The sequence below is a fragment of the Delftia sp. 60 genome, assembly GCF_002754395.1.
Lineage (GTDB): Bacteria > Pseudomonadota > Gammaproteobacteria > Burkholderiales > Burkholderiaceae_C > Comamonas > Comamonas acidovorans.
The window spans coordinates 4668949-4686171 of record NZ_PEFD01000001.1 but is presented as its reverse complement, the minus strand read 5'-3'; the positions used below and the strand labels follow the sequence as shown (position 1 = coordinate 4686171).

Sequence of the window (17223 nt, the reverse complement as noted above, 5' to 3'; positions counted from 1 at the left end):
GATAGCCCTCCGCTCCGGGGTGCACGCCAGTGCTGAGATCCACACCCGAGAACTTGAACCGGGTCATTCCGGCGGAAGAAGAGCTTGCACCCCTGCGTGGCCGCCCATGCGCCACGGGCGGGGGAGCCTTCGGAGCATCACGTCCCAGCTCTCGAAGGAATTCCATGGACAAGGCCCGGCCCCAGGCGGCTTCTCTGGTCGCAGACCTGCTTGCATTCATTGCCATGGACGGCTGCACCGACGAGCAGTTCGACGCACTGGCCCTGCGGCTGTTCGCCTACCAATACGAATCGAATGCGCCGTTTCGCAGCTTCTGCCAGCGGCGCGGCGCCACGCTGCGCAATGTGAAGACCTGGAGCGACATTCCCGCCGTGCCCATTGACGCGTTCAAGGCCTTGGAGCTGCGCAGCGAGCCGGCCTCGGCGACGGAGCGCGTGTTCATGACCAGCGGCACCACGGGCCAGGCCAAGGGGCTGTCTTCCCGCGGGCGCCACTTCCATCCCGCGCTCGATGTCTACGACGCGTCGATGACGCGCAACTTCGCGCAGCGCTTCATGGCCGGGCACGAGCGCCTGCCCATGGGCATCCTCTTTCCCGACGAACAGGCCATGCCCAACTCTTCGCTGGCCCACTACCTGGCGCTGGCCAAGACGGAATTCGGCACTCCCGACAGCCGCTACTTCCTCACCCCCGGCGGCCTGGACATGCCCGGCCTGTGCGCCGTGCTGGAGGAGTCCGAGCGCAGCGGCCGCCCCTATGCGTTGCTGGGCGCCAGCTTCAGCCTGGTGCACGTGATGGATGCGCTGCGCGAGCAGGGCCGCAGCTTTTGCCTGCCGTCGGGCAGCCGCATCCTGGACACGGGCGGCTACAAGGGCCAGTCGCGCGAGCTGCCGCTGGAGGATTTCTACGCCGACCTGTCCCGGCTGCTGGGCGTGCCGCGCAGCCACTGCATCAACATGTACGGCATGACCGAGTTGAGCACACAGTTCTACGACGACGGCAATGCCACGCTGCCCTCGGTCAAGTCGGGGCCGCACTGGATACGCTCGCGCCTGGTCGAGCCCGTCACCGGCCGCAGCGTGGCGCCCGGCGAGCGCGGCATTCTCGTGCACTGCGACCTGGCCAACTACAACGCGGTCACCACCATCCTCACCGAGGACGTGGGCCTGTGGGCCGGCCATGGCGAGAACAGCGGTTTCCTGTTGCTGGGGCGTGCCGAGGGCGCAGCGGCCAAGGGCTGCTCGCTGGCGGTCGATGAATTCGTGAAGGCCGCTGCTGCATGAACATCGAGCGGATCACGGCCGGCTACCTGCCCGAACTGCCTGGTTTGCGCGAGGCCGAGGTGCAGTGGCATGTGCTGCCCTTCGAACGCGGCGGCGTGCGGCTGGAAGTCTCCGTGCCCCTGCTGACCGGCCCGCAGATGCATGCGCTGGCGGCCCACGTGCGGCGTGCCGCCGACCGCCACCTCAGGGCCATGCCCGTGGCCGAGATCATCGACGCCATCGACCGCGCCATCGCCCGCCTGCTGGACCGCAGCGATCCCTATCGGCGCCAGGCCGAGGCCTGGCTGCCCGTGGTCAGCGGCTATGACGCCGACATGGTGCGCCTGGGGCTGACGGGCTTCTTCAAGACCTTTCGCGCCGCGCAGCTGCGGCGCTTCGTGGCCGAGGACTTTGCCAACCCGGCCGTGCTGGACGGCTTCCAGCCCGCGCCCAAGGGCGGCGCGGTGCGTGCCTTCGGCCCCGACCTGCTGATGCACAGCTGGGCCGGCAACGTGCCTGCGCTGTCCCTGTGGAGCCTGGTCTGCGGCCTGCTGGTCAAGGCGCCCGCCATTGGCAAGCTGGCCAGCGCCGAGCCGCTGTTCGCGGGCTGGTTCGCACGGCTGCTGGCCGAGGTGCACCCGCCGCTGGCCGATTGCCTGGCCGTGGTGTGGTGGAGCGGTGCGGGGGGTGTGGATGGGGCGGATGGCGCCGATGGCGTGGATGCCGGTGGAGCCGCCGCGCTCCACGCCGAGGCCGACACCGTGCTCGCCTACGGCGGCAACCAGACGCTGCAGGCACTGCGCCAGCGCCTGCCCGTGACCACGCGCTTTCTGCCACACGGCCACAAGCTGGGCTTTGGCATGGTGGGCGCCCAGGCGCTGGACACGCTCAAGGCGCCCGCCGTGGCGCGGCTGGCGGCCTGGGACGTGATGCGCTACGACCAGCAGGGCTGCTACTCGCCCCATGTCTTCTACGTGGAGCGCGGCGCCCCCGTCTCTGCGCGTGCCTTTGCCGACTATCTGGCGGCCGAGCTGGCCAACCTGCAGCGGCGCTTTGCGCGCCGGCCGTTGGAGCTGGAGGAGGGCGCCGCCGTGGCCCGCTGGCAGCAGTCCGTGGAATGGTCGGGTGACGAACAGCAACTGCTGGGCCCCGTTGACGCACCCTGGAGCGTGGCGTACAGCGACAGCCTGCAGCCGCTGGCGCCCACGGCCCTGTACCGCACGATTGCCGTGGTGGGCGTGGACCGCCTGGATGACGCCGTGCCCGTGGTGGCCGCGCAGCGCGACTACCTGCAGACGGCCGGCATTGCCGCCTCGCCCGAGCAGCTGTACCGGCTGGCCGGCCTGCTGGGCGCGGCCGGCGTCACGCGCATCAGCGCCATCGGCTCCATGAGCATGCCCGAGGCCGGCTGGCACCATGACGGCCGCTTCAACCTGCTGGACCTGGTGCGCATGACCGAGATCGAGCAATCTGCCGAGGCGGCGGCGCAGCCGTTCGCCCCGTATGCGGATTGACATCCATGCACACCGGCACGACGGGCATGACGGGCATCACAGACGGGGCTGACGGCATGGCGTTTCTAGATATCGAACAGGTGGTGTTCAGCTACCCGGGCCGCCCGCCCGTGGTGGACGGCGTGGACTGGCGCGTGCAGGCCGGTGAGATCCACTGCCTGCTGGGCCGCAGCGGCTGCGGCAAGACCACCTTGCTCAAGCTGGCGGCGGGGCTGCTCAGGCCGCAGTCGGGCCGAATCCTGCTGCGTGGCGCCGAGCTGGCCGAGCCCGGCCCGCAACTGGGCTTCATGTTCCAGGCGCCCACGCTGCTGGAGTGGCATACGGCGCTGGGCAATGTGCTGCTGCCCGTGTCGCTGCAAAGGCGCCCCGCGCCGCAGGACGAGCAACGCGCCCTGGCGCTGCTGGAGCAGCTGGGCCTGGCCAGCCACGCGCAGCGCCATCCGCGCCATCTCTCGGGCGGGCAGCAAAGCCGCGTGGCGCTGGCACGGGCGCTGGTGCTGGACCCGCCCCTGCTGCTGCTGGACGAGCCCTTTGCCGCGCTGGACGCCATCACGCGCGCCGAGCTGCAGGACGACCTGCTGCGCACCTGCCGCGAGCGCGGCACCACGGTGCTCTTCGTCACCCACGACATCAACGAGGCCGTCTACCTGGGCGACCGCATCGCCCTCATGCACGGCGGGCGCATCGTGGCCGATATGGCGGTCGATCTTCCCGCGCCGCGCACCCAGGCCATGCGCCACGGGCCGGCGTTCAACGAGCACTGCGCCCGCGTGCGCGCAGCCATGGACAGGACGGCGGCATGACGGTGTCCTTGTTCCATGCCCGCCTGCTGGCCGCTGCGCTGGCGCTGGTCCTGCTGGGCCTGTGGGAGCTGCTGGTGCGGCAATGGGGCCTGTCCGCCCTGGTGCTGCCGGCGCCCTCGGCCATTGCGGCATCGCTGTGGACGGGGCTGGCCACGGGCTATTTCTGGCCGCACATCTGGGCGACGCTCCAGGCCCTGCTGCTGGGGCTGGCGGCCGGCAGCGCGATCGGCCTGCTGGCGGGCATGGCCCTGGCTGAATCCGAGCTGCTCGAGCGTGTGCTCAAGCCCTATGTGGTGGTCAGCCAGGTCGTGCCCAAGCTGGCGCTGGCGCCGCTGTTCGTGCTGTGGTTCGGCTTCGGCATGCTGCCCACGGTGCTGATCACGGCGCTGATCTGCTTTTTCCCGCTGATGGAAAACACCTTGACCGGCCTGCGCCAGGTCGATGCCCAGCGGCTGCAGCTGTTTCGCATGCTGGGCGCCACGCGGCTGCAGACGCTGCTGCGCCTGAAGCTGCCCACGGGCCTGCCCGCCATTCTTGCGGGCCTGCGCGTGGCCGTGGTGCTGGCACTGGTCGGCGCCGTGGTGGCCGAATTCATGGGCGCAAGCCGGGGCCTGGGCGCCGTGGTCATTGCCGCCCAGGGAATGATGGACACCACCCTCATGTTTGCGGCCCTGGTGCTGATCGCCGCCATGGGCCTGCTGCTGTACCAGGCCTGCCTGGTGCTGGAGCGCCGGCTGCTGCGCTCGCGCGCCGCCTGACCACCCTGAATACTTCCGAAACCTTTTCTCCAAGCGCCATGCACACACCGCAATCCCCCTTCCTCACCCGCCGCAGCCTGCTGGGCGCCTCTGCCGGTTTTGCCGGCCTGGCGCTGGCCGGCAATTGCCTGGCCGCTCCTGTGCAAGGCAAGATCCGCCTGGCGGGCTGGAGCAAGCCCATCAGCGAGATCACCAACATCCTGGCCGAGCCCGACAAGGGCTTCTTCAAGGCCCAGGGCGTGGAGCTGGCCTACCTGCCCGGCGCGGGCGGCGGCGACGCCATCCGCAACATGCTCAGCGGCCAGGCCGATGTGGCCTTCACCGACCCCGGCTCCTTCTTCATGGCGCTTGACAAGGGCGAGAAGCTGGTCGCCATCTACGACATCTACCCGCAGAACGTGTTCAACGTGGTCTCGCTCAAGTCGGCCGGCATCCGCAAGCCGGCGGACCTCAAGGGCAAGAAGATCGGCGTCTACAGCCTGTCCAGCGGCACGCGCCAGAACCTGCTGGTGATGCTGCACCAGGCCGGTCTCAAGGAGTCGGACGTGACCATCGTCGTCACCGGCCTGCTCAACTTCGCGCCGCTGATGCAGGGCCAGGTCGATGCCACGGCCGCCACCGACACCGGCCTGGCCGTGGGCCTGCGCAAAGGCATTGGCGAGGTCGATGTGATGCAGGTGCGCGATAACCTCAACATCTCCAGCGACATGTTCGTGGTGCGCGAGGACACGCTGCGCGACAAGAAGGACCTGCTGCGCGCCTTCCTCAAGGGCTACCGCGACAGCGCCGCCTGGATGATGGCCAACCCCGAGGAAGCCGCCACGCTGGCCGGCAAGCACGCCATCGACGGCACGCAGCGCGATATCAATCTGGACGTGATCCGCCTGCGCAATGCGTCTTCGCAGCCGCTGCAGGCCGGCAAGCCGCTGGGCAGCTTCGACCTGGCCGCCCTGCAAAAGGGCGCCGACGCCTACCGCGCGCTGGGCATGGTGCAAAGGCAGATCAAGGTGTCCGACGTGGTGGACACCAGCCTGCTGCCGGGGGCCTGAGATGGCACAGCCGTCTTCCCTGGGACTGCAAGGCAAGGTGGTGCTGGTCACCGGCGCCGGCCGCGGCATAGGCGCGGCCATTGCCACCGCCTTTGCGCGCGAGGGTGCCCTCGTGGCGGTCAACCACCTGTCCAACGATGCTGCCGCCGCGCAGACCGTGGCGGCCTGCCAGGCTGCGGGCAAGCAGGCCGGAGGCGATGCCTGGGCCATCAAGGCCGATGTGGGCTCGCAGCCCGCCGTCCAGGCCATGACCGAGGCCATTGCGCGCGAGGCGGGCGCCATCGACATCGTGGTCAACAACGCCTTCAAACCCTACGCCTTCGACCCCGAGCGCCGCCGCCTCTTCGACGACCTGCAATGGAGCGACTACCAGGCCCAGTACGACGGTGCCGTGGGCGCGGCCTTCAACGTCTGCCGCGCCGTGCTGCCGCAGATGCGCCAGCGCGCGCGGGGCAGCATCGTCAACATTGCCAGCAACCTGGTGGAGCACCCCGTCGTGCCCTACCACGACTACACCACGGCCAAGGCCTCGCTGGTGGCCTTCAGCCGCAACCTGGCCAGCGAGCTGGGGCCCGTGGGCATACGTGTCAACTGCGTGGCGCCGGGCCTGGTCTATCCCACGCAGGGCACGCAGGACACGCGCGAGTCCTTCCGAGAATCGCTGATGGCCGCCACGCCGCTGCGCCGCCTGGCAAGCCCCGAAGACGTGGCAGGGCCCGTGCTGTTCCTGGCCTCGGAACTGAGCGGCTTCATGACGGGACAGGTACTGTTCGTCGATGGCGGCCTGGTGATGCGCTGAGCCTGTTCTAGAACTGCTCCCACTCATCGGCCTCGGCCACTTCGGCCATTCCGGCCGCCGTGGCGCGGCGGGGTGTTGCCGCCTTGGCAGGCAGCGCCACAGGCGCGCTGGAGGCCGCCGCCGCTGCCGCACGCAGGGGCTTGGTACGGGGCGCGGCGGGGGCCAGCGCTGGAGACGGCCTGGCGGTCTGTGCGCGCGCCGACACGGCCGCTGCAACCGGCGCGGACTTGGACAGGGCGGCCTGGGGGCGGGTCGTGTTCTCATCCAGGCGGAACACGCTGACCAGCTGCACCAACTGCGCCGCCTGCTTGTTCAGGCTGTCGGCAGCGGCGGCAGACTCTTCCACCAGGGAGGCGTTTTGCTGCGTCACCTGGTCGAGCTGCTGCACGGCGTCGCTGACCTGGGTCACGCCCTGGGACTGCTCCTGCGTGGCGGCACCGATGTCGGAGATCAGTTCGGCCACGCGGTGCGTCTGGGTGACGATGTCGTTCATGGTGTTGCCGGCCTCGGCCACCTGGCGGGAGCCGGCGGCGACCTTGCCCACGCTCTCGCTGATCAGGCCCTTGATCTCCTTGGCCGCATTGGCGCAGCGCTGGGCCAGGGAGCGCACCTCCGAGGCGACCACCGCAAAGCCCTTGCCCTGTTCCCCGGCACGCGCGGCCTCCACGGCGGCATTGAGCGCGAGGATGTTGGTCTGGAACGCAATGGCGTCGATCACGCCGATGATTTCCTCGATCTTGCGCGAGCTGTGCGTGATGTCCTCCATGGTGCTGACCACGCCATGCACCACCTCGCCGCCGTGCACGGCCGTGGCGCTGGCCGACTGGGCCAGGCCCGAGGCACTGCGCACCGTGTCCACGTTCTGCTGAATGGTGGCGGTCATCTGCTCCATGGAGGCGGCCGTTTCCTCCAGGTTGGCGGCCTGCTCTTCCGTGCGAGCGCTCAGGTCGGCGTTGCCCGAGGCGATCTGGCTGGCGCCCGTGGCAATCGATTCGCTGCTGTGGCGCACCTGGCTGACGATGTCTGCCAGGCTGGCGCGCATGGAGTTCAGCGCAGCCAGCAGGCTGGTGGTGTCACCGGGCCGCAGCGCCACGGCCACCGCCAGGTTGCCCCTGGCGACTTCCTGCGTGATCTGCGCCGCGTAGGCGGGCTCCCCGCCCAGCAGGCCCGTGATGCGCCGCGTGATGGCCCAGCCCACCAGCGCGCCTATGGCCAGTGCGGCCAGCGCCAGGGACAGCATCAGCCGCCCGGCAGCCAGGGATTTGTCCTCGGAGGCCTGCGCCGTTTCCGTGGCGCGCACCTGCTGGTGGGCCAGGATGTCATTGATGGAGTTGAAGAACGCGTCCTGGCGCTTGCGGAACTCCCCGCTTTCGCCAAGCATGGCCGAGACGGCCTGCAGGTCGTGGCGCGTGGCCGCCTCCATGAATTGGTCGAGCAGCGGCAGATAGGCAATGCGCGCGTTCTTCATGTTGTCGTACAGCGCAACGCCCTGCGGTGTGCTCAGGCCTTCGCGGAATTTCTCCATCAGCTGGCTGATCTTCTGGCGCTGTGCATCCAGTGCGGCCTTGGCCAGCTTCTTTTCCCCGGCGTCCTCCATCAGCGCCATGCTGCGCACGCCGCGAAAGATGAACTCCACCGAGCCCTTGATCTCCACCAGCCGGAGCAGGCTTGTGATCCGCTTGTCGGCCAGGTAGGCCACATCATCGGAGGCCTGTACCAGCTGGGCGCGGCCATACAGCGCAATCGACAGCGCGATGGCAATCAGAATCGAAAATCCCAGACCCAACATGGAGCCCGTCTTCATGTTTTTCAGGTATTTCATGCGTATTCCTTTCAGTATTCAATATGGCTGCATGCCACGCAATCGGGCCGCATCGCATAAAAATCCGGATCACGCCAATCGATGATGGCGTACCCAGACAGACGGCGGTATTCCATAATGTCCGGAGAAATCTCTGGAAAATGATGAGAGCGAGGAATAACCAAGCTGCGAGGAAATCTGTCCTATGCTCTGGTCGGTGGTCAGCAGCGATTCGGCCGCAAGATGGATACGGCTTTGCCTTATATATTCACCGATGCTGCACGACCGGCTGTTGCGAAAGGAAACCTCCAATGTGCGCCGGCTGACGCGGCAATGGTCGGCAATGGTCTGGATCGGTAGTTTCTTGTCCAGGTTTTCTTGTATGTATTGGAGGGCGCGCTTGACATAGGCGGGTTCCAGATCGTGCAGCCGTGCCTCGTCCATGGCCGTGAATCTGGATTTCTCCAGATAGGGGCTGATGGCCATGCTCTTGAGCCGCATGATGTTCAGCGCCTTCAGCGTGGACAGCGCGCCTGCAAAATCGCCCTGCGTTTCCTGTATGTGGTACTCGTAGACCAGGGCATTGCGGCACAGGCCTTCGAGCTGGTAGGTCTGGGCCGTGGACTTTGCCAGCATCACCGCCTGCAGGGCCTGGGCATATTGGCGCTTGCTGCAGTGCACCAGTGCGCTGCTCAGCCAGGCCCAGCCGGCAATCGGCGGGTTCTTGATCTGGTGGCGGACGCCGATGCGTTCAATGGCACGGACCACGCCAGCGGCTTCGCGGCGGCCCGCATCCAGCCCTTTGACCGAGAGCTGCAGCAAATCGCTGTAGGGCCAGGCCAGGCCCGTTGGCAGCTGGCGGCCGACCCGCTCCAGCAGCGCCTGCAGGTCGGCGCTGTCGGGTGCCGCGGCGCCGAGCTGGACCAGGCCTGAATCCGGGGGCGGACCGCACCACAGACTCTGGTGGTTCTTGTAGAGATAGATCTTCCACAGGATCTGCGCCCTGGCCCAATTGATCAGGGCGGACAGCCAGGGCGTGACGCCCGGCGCCATCAATGCGAAATCATGGTCCTTGCCTTCGATCAATTGCAAGGCGGTATCGAGCTCGCCCAGCCGGCTATGCGCCAGCGCCCTCACATAGGTGGCGCAGGCCATGGATTCCGGCTGCAGCAGCGCGGGATTGGCCATTGCCGCCGTGGCCAATGCAATCGCATTGCGCTCTTCACCCAGCTGGCAATGGATGAAGGCGGCTGCAATGCGGCATGAAACCACGCGGTCGGGCATGCGGTGCAGCTCGAAAATGGCCTGTGCTTCCTGCACATATCTGAGCACCAGCAGGGGATATATGGAAGGCTCTGGCCATTTGCAGGCCTGTAGCAATTCCTCGGCCCGGCTGATTTTGTTATATCCAGTATCGGCTTGCTGGTGATGGGCGGATATTATTCTCCATAATCTGGATGCGCTCTCATCTTGGTGGCCGTGGATGTGGTGCGTCAAAAGATTGAATGAGTAAGAATTCTTATATGAAAAAATCAATGGCCAGGCGGGTGCGATGCATTTTCCCGATGAATGCATCGGCGAGGTGCTTCACAACACCCTCCTGGGGAAACACTGATTGACTGGAAGAATCTTACAGGCCAGATAAACAATTGTTTACATTTGGATTTTATTTTTCTTGCCGGATCACGCAGGCACTTGTCTTTTTGCGAAACTTTCTCTCTTGCAAATCGCCTAATTCGCTGATTGGACAGACTTTTTCTGATTGGAAAAATCCATTCAAATAGTCGAATATTCCCTGGATTTCATGGGGTTGTTACAACGGCCAGACTCCAGCCGGGCCGCCCTGTCGGCATGGCAGGCGCTGGCCGCGCCTGCCCCGGCAATCAGAAGGCATGCGATATGCCAAGCACCACCGAGCTGGGCCGGCTGCCTGCCTGGACCTCCGGCCCCGCATTGCTGGCGGTGTTGATGGTGAAGGCGGCACCCGCCTCGTTGTGGATGCGGCCCACGCCCGCATAGAGCTTGGTGCGCTTGGACAGCGAGTGGTCGTAGCGCACGCTCAGCGCACGCGCATCGCTCTGGGCGCGAGCCTGTCCGTGGTAGGCGCCATAGGACAGCAGCCATTGCCCCGCCATGCCCATGGGCACGGTCACGCTGGCCTCGTAGAAACGGCCCTGGCCGCTGGTGGCGGCAGGCAGGTCGTCGCGCCGCGTGGACAGCAGCAGCGCGGCGCGCGCCACGCCGAAGTCATAGGCCGCGCCCAGCAGCGCATAGCGGTCGGTATTCGCGGCCGTGGTACGCCGCTGCATCCACGATGCACCCAGTGCCCAGGGCCCGGCCGCATAGTCCACGGAGCCGCCGTACAGGCTGGCCACGCTGGAGCCCGCCGCCTCGCCGAACGAATACATGCCGCGCACCGTGAAGCCGCCCATGTTCGGCGACTGGTAGCGCAGCGAATTGCTGGCGCGCAGCACCGTGCCGTCGCGGAAATAGTTGGCCGCGTTGCCCCAGATCAGGCCGGTGAGCGCATAGCTGGCCAGCGAAGTGTGCAGCGTGGTGTAGTGGCGCCCGGCCGTGAGCTGGCCCCAGCCGCCGCCCAGGCACAGGCACAGGCAGACAGCCAGGGCACGCGTACCGAAACCACCACTTACGACGCCTTCAACCGGCCCGTCAAGGCCACCGACGCCTGGGGCAACAGCCTCACGCACAGCTACGACCCCCAGGGCAACCGCATCGGCACCACGGCCGCCACGGCATCCGCCCCGGGCTGCAGCGTCACCACCATCGAGTACGACGCCCTGAACCGCCGCACCAGCCAGAGCGGGGCAGGCGGCACCACCCGCATCAGCTACGACAAATCCAGCCGTGTCACCCAGTTGCTGCACCCCGATGGCAGCAGCACCAGCACCCGCTACGACAAGGCCGGTCGCGTGGCTGGCGAAACCAGCAGCACCCAGGCCACGGCAGGCGCAGGCAACACCATCCTGGACACCGCCTACACCTACGACGTCAACGGCAACCGCGTCGGCAGCAGCAGAACGGAATCCCTGTCTGCCGCCAATCGCAGCGCGGCCCTAAGCGCCCATCTGCCCGGAGGCAGCAACAGCGCCAGCCACAACCGCACCCGCGTGGAAAGCTGGACCTACGACGCCCAGGACCGCCTGACCAGCCACACCACGCCCGAGCGCCGCACCACCTGGCAACTGGATGCGGGAGGCCTGCGCATTCAGCAGAACGTGGTCGCCACCGTCGGTGCCACGGGTCCGCCTGTCGGCAGCCCCAACGGCCTGGAAACCGGTGCCTCCGCACCTGAAGGCACGCTGGACTACCGCTACAACGGCCGTGACCAGCTCGTGCAGATCAGCGGCGCGGCCAGCACCAGCTACACCTACGACGCCAACGGCAACCGCCTCACGCAGGCGCAGACAAAGGGTGCCGTCACCTCCAGCACCAGCTACCACTGGAACGCCCAGGACCAGCTCATCCGCGTGGACCAGGACCACGGCAGCGGCGCGCAGACCCTGGCCCAGTGCCGCTACAACGCAGGCAACCTGCGCGCAGAAAAATTCCTCAGCAACGCGGGCCTGAACAAGGCCACGCAAGGCAGTGCGGCCACCTACAGCCCACTGGCCTACGAACGCATCCAGTGGGATGGCCTGCACGCCCGCCGCAGCTTCGAGATCAGCGGCGCCGACAACCGGCAGACCCTGCACAGCGACACCGACGCGGCCGTGCTGGCTGGCAATACGGCCCCCTGACTGTTCAACCATACGCCAACGGCCTGGGCAGCACCAGCAGCACTACGCAACTGCATGCCGACAGCAACGGCAACCTGGTGGCCACCGTTGCCAGCGAAGGCGGCACGGCCAAGGCCGACAGCGCCTACGGCAGCGTGGACAGCGAAGCCAGCGGCAACGCGGGTACTGGAATCCGCAGCAACGGCCACAGCTTCGGAAGCTACTACGCAGACCCGGAGACGGGCCTGCTGTACGCCAGGGCTCGCTACTACGACCCGGCCAGCGGCCAGTTCATCAGCCGGGACCCGGTAGAGGGGGAGGCGAGGCTTCCGATCACCTGGGGTGCGTACCAGTACGGCAGGTACAACCCGTATCGGTACACCGATCCGAATGGGGAGTGCGACAGCTGGCGTGACTGCGGGACCAAGATTGCCGGTGGCCTGGTTGGCGGTATCGGGCTCACCGCCGTCAAGGCGGTGGAAGGCACGCTGGACACTGCCTGGTTCATCGGTGACGGCTACCTGGGCCTGTTTGGCAGTGAAGCAGCGCAGAGAAGAAACAGTGAGCGGCTGGACCTGATCAATGGTGTCATAGACAACGCAGGCCAACTGCCGTCTGCAGTCAGGCAAGCCATCGCCAACATTGATGAAAAGGCGCAAGCGGAAGACGCCAACGGCAACACCTTCACGGCAGCGATGCTGCGCGGCAACTATGCCGGTGAAATCGGTCTGGCCATTGCAGGCCTGCCCCAAGCGGCCCGGAGTGCGGCGAGCCTTGCAGACAAGGGTTTGGCGGGTGCGGGCAATGCTGCGGCGAAGGAGCGAGTGGTTGCCAGGGCGCTGGCGAGGGAGTTGTAGGTGGCGGAACCTGTGCTGGCGGCGAAGGCGCCAGGGGCGCCGCAAGTTCGCACCGTTGATGTGCCGAAAGACACAACGCGCAAACTACTGGATGAGGGAGGTAAGCTTGAAATTGCAGGTAAGACGCAGATGGATAGTAAGACTGCGCCTCCGACGACTAGTGATGTAGATAGTACGATCTTAAATAATCGCCTTGCAAATGGAGAAGCAAGTTCTGCACAATATGCAAAACTAAAGGAATCTCTACGTATGCAGGAATTAGGAGATTTTTATAAAGAAGGTGGTGGGCGGTTGGAGAATTATTTTATAAACTCCCATGCATTTCAGCGTCATTAATTTGCTGCCGATAAGATACCTAATCAAAATAGAACGCAATTTTCGGAAAATATCGATGTAGCAAAATTAAGGGCTGATACCATGAGGTATCCAGATATCTTCTATAGTGACTTGAATACAAGAGCTACGGTCTATCAAAAAGCCTATCCTTTCGATATTTCTCCAAATAACATGATGGATCCTTCAATGACGCCGGTATCTAGTCAATCTTCGAGAATTCATAAAGTATTCATAAGTCCGGATCCAACAAGATCTACTCAATTTCCCTTGGCATCGAGACACGGTGAATTAAAATGAATATAATGAATTTATATATAGAAAAATTTGATGGAAGTCTATCTTCGGAGAAAGATGGAATTATATTCAGTAATGTTTCCATTGTAAGAATCATGATAGATGGGGAATATATTGATGAAATTGATGACTTTTCTAACTCATTAATATATTTTGAAGAAATGAAAAATAGTAGAAACGGTTCTGGTAATTATTTAATATTTACTTGTGCTTGTGGTATTGCAGAAGATGGTGGTTGGGAGGGGGTTGTTGTGAATAGATTCAATAGAATCGTTGAATGGAGTATTTCTGTTGGAGTTAACGTCTATAGTTATTTATTTGATGAAATTCAATATGATTCAGAAATAATTAAAATTGAAAAATCTTTAAGAGAAATTTCTCTGCCATTAGAGCCTTTGAATGTAATATTTCCTTTGAATTTTCATAGATAAACTAGATCGATAATTGATGTGAATTTTAATATTAGACTATAAATTTAATAATATATTTTGCTGGTCGAAATAACTGTGAGCTCATAGAGTTACTGAATATTCATGGTTGCCGACAACCTCCAAAAATAGTCCTTCACGACTACTTCTACTGGCTCCGTATGCCTAGTCATATGCACAGCCCTGTACCTATCTTCAAAGATAAGCGATAGGACGGGGCCGGGGAATAAGGGGGCTATCTCACTGGCGGGTCAATTGCACGTAATGCACCGGTGGCTTGGCCGCGGCCAGTTCATCAGCCGTGACCCGGTGGAGGGAGAGGCGAGGCTTCCGATCACCTGGGGTGCGTACCAGTACGGCAGGTACAACCCGTATCGGTATACCGACCCCAATGGAGAGTGCGACCGCTGGCGTGACTGCGGGACCAAGATTGCTGGTTATGCCATAGGGTTCGCTGTGCTGACCTTCAACAGATGGGGCAGCAGCGTAGCGCTATATGGGGTGATGGCGGGCATCATACGTTCGGTCAGCTTCCATCAGACGACGCAATCATTCAGTCTGAAATTATGCGTAAGCAATGGTCAAGAATCTATGGGGGAAATTAGAGTGAAGAAAGATAATTTGACCAGTGAATTTGATAAGGCTTTTCAACTGTTCTTTGAAGGTTTTCTGAGAATTTATCCAAAAGAGACTTGGCCTTCTTGGTTTAGAACTTCTACTAACTATGGAGGTTGCAAAAAAAGTGAAGGAGTTTGGGAATTTTGTTTTACAGGAATTCCTTCGTCAGTACTAGGCGCGGGAGACTCTTGGGAAGAGTGGAATGGTGGATATATTCTCGTCAAAACCGATCCTGATACTGGTGCGAAGCGTTATATTATATCTAATGCGTCAAATGAGGTTTTTGTTATTTTTAAGGCTGTTGTTGACATAAATTCTGAAAATTTCTCAGTTGTTTTCAGTACCGATATTTATGAAATTGATGGTCGAGATTTGCTACCTTTGAGGAAGTAGAGGGGTAAATCGAGTGCTGGCAAAAGCCACAGAATCTGGACACTGGTGCTGCAACTACGCTGAACTATCGCGACAGCGGCCCTGACCAGCTAGTCAGCGTAGATAAGGATCACGGCAATACCGCTACAACGCAGGCAACCTGCGTGCAGAAAATTCCTCAGCAACGCGGGCCTGAACAAGGCCACGCAGGGCAGCGCGGCCACCTACAGCCCGCTGGCCTATGAGCGTATCCAGTGGGATGGCCTGCACGCCCGGCGCAGCTTCGAGATCAGCGGCGCCGACAACCGGCAGACCCTGCACAGCGACACCGACGCAGCCGTGCTGGCTGGCAACACCGCCCCCTGGCTGTTCAACCGCACGCAATACGCCAACGGCCTGGGCAGCACCAGCAGCACCACGCAACTGCATGCGGACAGCAGCGGCAACCTGGTGGCTACCGTTGCCAGCGAAGGCGGCACGGCCAAGGCCGACAGCCTGCTGCTGTACGGCGCCTACGGCAGCGTGGACAGCAAAGCCAGCGGCAACGCGGGCGTAGGCCTCAAGAGCAACGGCAACAGCTTCGGCAGCTACTACGCGGACCCGGAAACTGGCCTGCTGTACGCCAGGGCACGCTACTACGACCCGGCCAGCGGGCAGTTCATCAGCAGGGACCCGGTAGAGGGTGAGGCGAGGCTTCCGATCACCTGGGGTGCGTACCAGTACGGCAGGTACAACCCGTATCGGTATGTGGATCCGAATGGGGAGCAGTCGACCTCCACCATGATCGACAACGCTGCAGAAGGATGTGGCCGCTTCACCTGCGCCCTCTACGCCCTGGGCAAAGGCCTATACGTGGCCTCCACGCTGGGCTTTGCCAGCGTGCACGACCCCATGCGAGATGCCTACGACGAGGGCAAGATCAGCCAAGGTCAGTATTGGGGTGCAGGCGTGGGCGGCGGCCTGGCCGTGGCTGGACTGAACGTGGCTACTGGAGCTGCTGGAGGTGCCTTGGTGGGCGCAGCCAGCAGCACCGCAGGACGAGTAGCAGTGGCTGCTGTTGTAGGAGCCAGCAGCGGCGCGGCAGGCGATGCTGCCACGCAGGCGGCGCACATGGGTGGTGGCATCCAGAGTGGCTATGACCTGCAGCAAACGGCAACGTCGGCGGCCGTGGGTGGTGCGTTGGGGGCCAGATCGGTACCTCTGGCAAATGCCATCAAAAGCAGCCTGGATCGGAGGACCGTAGCAAGAGCACTGGCAAAGGAACTCCAAACCACAGAGCCTGTGCTGGCGGCGAAGACGCCGAGTGCCGATGTCGAGGCGGTACTGCCTAAATTAAACGATGCGACGCCCAAGCTGGTAGCAGAAAAGGACGCGCTTGTAGCTTCACCACAGACGCAGCCAGCCGTTAAGACTGTGCAGGCTAGGAGGGGTGAAGTAAATGGCAGCACTTCATTGGTGGAAAATAATACCGTCAGAATTCTTGGTGCGAAGGGCCAAAATAGTGGTAGAAATTTTGAACCGGAAAATGCCGGCGGTGTTGTTCGTGAGCTGAATACAAATCGAGTAAAGGTAACAGAGCGCGGAATTGGTATGGTTGAGAAGCATCTTGCGAGGTTTGGTCAAGATGATTCCAATGATTTTATGATTTCCAGACTAAAAAGTATTTCTAATGGCAAAATGCCTGCTGAACAAGTTGATTTAAATTTCTATACTCATGAATTGAGGGAGTATGTTCGATACAGAAGGTTGGGTTGGGAAAAGGGAGTTCCATCCTCTTCGGATGAGGCATATCGACTATGGAATAATACCCGCACGGCAACGCTTAAAGACTATGGGCTTAACGAAAGATGATACCAAATCCGATATATCATAAGGATGCGCCATGATCTCTCGAGATATAAAAATTTTTATACTTGGTTTTGTCGAAAAACGGCCAAAAGGTGTAACTTGGTATAACTTGGAAGTGGCATTGTCTAGAGCAGGCTTTGGAGGTGAAGTAAATGCACTTGAATTAATGACGCAGTTGGTTTCTGAGGATATGTTGAGTGTTTCTGCTAGTGATATAGAAGCTCTTCCTTGGTATAGACTGACAGAAGGTGGGCGAAGATTTCTAAAAGAATGTTGCTTCAAGTGAGCGTTTTCGTCGAAGCAAGTTGCTTGATATGACGCGCTGTCACTGACAGCTACCGCTACAACGCAGGCAACCTGCGTGCAGAAAAATTCCTCAGCAACGCGGGCCTGAACAAGGCCACGCAAGGCCGTGCGGCCACCTACAGCCCGCTGGCCTACGAACGCATCCAGTGGGATGGCCTGCACGCCCGCCGCAGCTTCGAGATCAGCGGCGCCGACAACCGGCAGACCCTGCACAGCGACACCGACGCAGCCGTGCTGGCCGGCAACACGGCTCTTTGGCTTTTCAACCGCACGCAATACGCCAACGGCCTTCAAGTGGCGTGTGCCAGGAGGGCTTCTCAGCTGCCAATTACCTGTTTTCAGGGATATGCGCGGCGAAAGCGATCGCCTAGAGTAAGAATTTGTCAGCAGCGCAGTCGTTTGTGATGTGCCTGAAGGCAGCGGCGAGGGCTGTTCCCTCGC

Annotated in this window: 16 protein-coding genes; 13 read left to right on the top strand and 3 right to left on the bottom strand. The window is 62.3% G+C overall.

The window, feature by feature from the left end; translation table 11 throughout:
• The first annotated feature begins 164 nt into the window (after positions 1 to 164).
• From CLV01_RS21220 to CLV01_RS21195, 6 genes are read left to right on the top strand one after another with little or no spacing between them, the layout of a single operon-like run.
• Positions 165 to 1283 carry a LuxE/PaaK family acyltransferase gene (locus CLV01_RS21220; RefSeq protein ID WP_099733272.1) on the top strand — a complete coding sequence of 373 codons (1119 nt, stop codon included), beginning with the start codon at positions 165 to 167 and terminating at the stop codon, positions 1281 to 1283.
• Complete coding sequence (locus CLV01_RS21215; protein WP_099733273.1) at positions 1280 to 2776, top strand: acyl-CoA reductase; 1497 nt, start codon at positions 1280 to 1282, stop codon at positions 2774 to 2776. The genes CLV01_RS21220 and CLV01_RS21215 overlap by 4 nt, the downstream gene beginning before the upstream one ends.
• A 26-nt stretch (positions 2777 to 2802) precedes the next feature.
• Positions 2803 to 3579, top strand: coding sequence for an ABC transporter ATP-binding protein (locus CLV01_RS21210; RefSeq protein ID WP_099735081.1), 777 nt, complete (start codon positions 2803 to 2805; stop codon positions 3577 to 3579).
• Positions 3576 to 4337 carry an ABC transporter permease gene (locus tag CLV01_RS21205; protein WP_016450562.1) on the top strand — a complete coding sequence of 254 codons (762 nt, stop codon included), beginning with the start codon at positions 3576 to 3578 and terminating at the stop codon, positions 4335 to 4337. The genes CLV01_RS21210 and CLV01_RS21205 overlap by 4 nt, the downstream gene beginning before the upstream one ends.
• A gap of 38 nt (positions 4338 to 4375) precedes the next feature.
• On the top strand, positions 4376 to 5386 hold the full coding sequence (locus CLV01_RS21200; protein WP_099733274.1) for an ABC transporter substrate-binding protein: 1011 nt from the start codon (positions 4376 to 4378) through the stop codon (positions 5384 to 5386).
• Position 5387: 1 nt separating this feature from the next.
• A complete protein-coding gene (locus CLV01_RS21195; protein ID WP_099733275.1) occupies positions 5388 to 6185 on the top strand; it encodes an SDR family oxidoreductase in 798 nt (265 codons plus the stop codon).
• A 7-nt stretch (positions 6186 to 6192) separates the two neighbouring features.
• On the opposite strand, the gene CLV01_RS21190 is transcribed toward CLV01_RS21195, so the two are convergent.
• From CLV01_RS21190 to CLV01_RS29240, 3 genes are all read right to left on the bottom strand, one after another.
• Positions 6193 to 8007: a methyl-accepting chemotaxis protein gene (locus CLV01_RS21190; RefSeq protein WP_099733276.1), complete on the bottom strand. Its 1815-nt coding sequence runs from the start codon at positions 8005 to 8007 to the stop codon at positions 6193 to 6195.
• Between the two features lie 69 nt (positions 8008 to 8076).
• Complete coding sequence (locus CLV01_RS21185) at positions 8077 to 9561, bottom strand: helix-turn-helix domain-containing protein (RefSeq protein WP_257221442.1); 1485 nt, start codon at positions 9559 to 9561, stop codon at positions 8077 to 8079.
• A 308-nt stretch (positions 9562 to 9869) separates the two neighbouring features.
• The gene (locus tag CLV01_RS29240) at positions 9870 to 10526 is read right to left on the bottom strand and encodes a porin (protein ID WP_257221594.1); all 657 of its coding nucleotides are present in this window, start codon (positions 10524 to 10526) and stop codon (positions 9870 to 9872) included.
• A gap of 6 nt (positions 10527 to 10532) precedes the next feature.
• Between CLV01_RS29240 and CLV01_RS21175 the strand changes: the two genes are divergently transcribed.
• The 7 genes from CLV01_RS21175 (at position 10533) to CLV01_RS28945 (ending at position 16762) form a co-directional block, all read left to right on the top strand.
• Positions 10533 to 11744: an RHS repeat protein gene (locus tag CLV01_RS21175; RefSeq protein ID WP_143290006.1), complete on the top strand. Its 1212-nt coding sequence runs from the start codon at positions 10533 to 10535 to the stop codon at positions 11742 to 11744.
• A gap of 77 nt (positions 11745 to 11821) precedes the next feature.
• Positions 11822 to 12580: an RHS repeat-associated core domain-containing protein gene (locus tag CLV01_RS21170; protein ID WP_180288437.1), complete on the top strand. Its 759-nt coding sequence runs from the start codon at positions 11822 to 11824 to the stop codon at positions 12578 to 12580.
• Complete coding sequence (locus CLV01_RS28960; RefSeq protein WP_143290007.1) at positions 12581 to 12916, top strand: hypothetical protein; 336 nt, start codon at positions 12581 to 12583, stop codon at positions 12914 to 12916.
• A 293-nt stretch (positions 12917 to 13209) separates the two neighbouring features.
• On the top strand, positions 13210 to 13641 hold the full coding sequence (locus CLV01_RS28955) for a hypothetical protein (protein ID WP_143290008.1): 432 nt from the start codon (positions 13210 to 13212) through the stop codon (positions 13639 to 13641).
• A gap of 453 nt (positions 13642 to 14094) precedes the next feature.
• Positions 14095 to 14649 (top strand): hypothetical protein, encoded by a 555-nt coding sequence (locus CLV01_RS28950; protein WP_143290009.1) that lies wholly within the window; start codon positions 14095 to 14097, stop codon positions 14647 to 14649.
• A 318-nt stretch (positions 14650 to 14967) separates the two neighbouring features.
• Complete coding sequence (locus tag CLV01_RS21165) at positions 14968 to 16479, top strand: RHS repeat-associated core domain-containing protein (RefSeq protein ID WP_099733279.1); 1512 nt, start codon at positions 14968 to 14970, stop codon at positions 16477 to 16479.
• A gap of 31 nt (positions 16480 to 16510) precedes the next feature.
• Entirely contained in the window at positions 16511 to 16762 is a 252-nt protein-coding gene (locus CLV01_RS28945) for a hypothetical protein (RefSeq protein ID WP_143290010.1), read from the top strand.
• The last annotated feature ends 461 nt before the right edge of the window (positions 16763 to 17223 follow it).

Coding starts and splice junctions, on each gene's coding strand:
- CLV01_RS21220 (WP_099733272.1), top strand. CDS start 165: ATGGACAAGGCCCGGCCCCAGGCGGCTTCTCTGGTCGCAGACCTGCTT.
- CLV01_RS21215 (WP_099733273.1), top strand. CDS start 1,280: ATGAACATCGAGCGGATCACGGCCGGCTACCTGCCCGAACTGCCTGGT.
- CLV01_RS21210 (WP_099735081.1), top strand. CDS start 2,803: ATGACGGGCATCACAGACGGGGCTGACGGCATGGCGTTTCTAGATATC.
- CLV01_RS21205 (WP_016450562.1), top strand. CDS start 3,576: ATGACGGTGTCCTTGTTCCATGCCCGCCTGCTGGCCGCTGCGCTGGCG.
- CLV01_RS21200 (WP_099733274.1), top strand. CDS start 4,376: ATGCACACACCGCAATCCCCCTTCCTCACCCGCCGCAGCCTGCTGGGC.
- CLV01_RS21195 (WP_099733275.1), top strand. CDS start 5,388: ATGGCACAGCCGTCTTCCCTGGGACTGCAAGGCAAGGTGGTGCTGGTC.
- CLV01_RS21190 (WP_099733276.1), bottom strand. CDS start 8,007: ATGAAATACCTGAAAAACATGAAGACGGGCTCCATGTTGGGTCTGGGA.
- CLV01_RS21185 (WP_257221442.1), bottom strand. CDS start 9,561: ATGCATTCATCGGGAAAATGCATCGCACCCGCCTGGCCATTGATTTTT.
- CLV01_RS28955 (WP_143290008.1), top strand. CDS start 13,210: ATGAATATAATGAATTTATATATAGAAAAATTTGATGGAAGTCTATCT.
- CLV01_RS28945 (WP_143290010.1), top strand. CDS start 16,511: ATGATCTCTCGAGATATAAAAATTTTTATACTTGGTTTTGTCGAAAAA.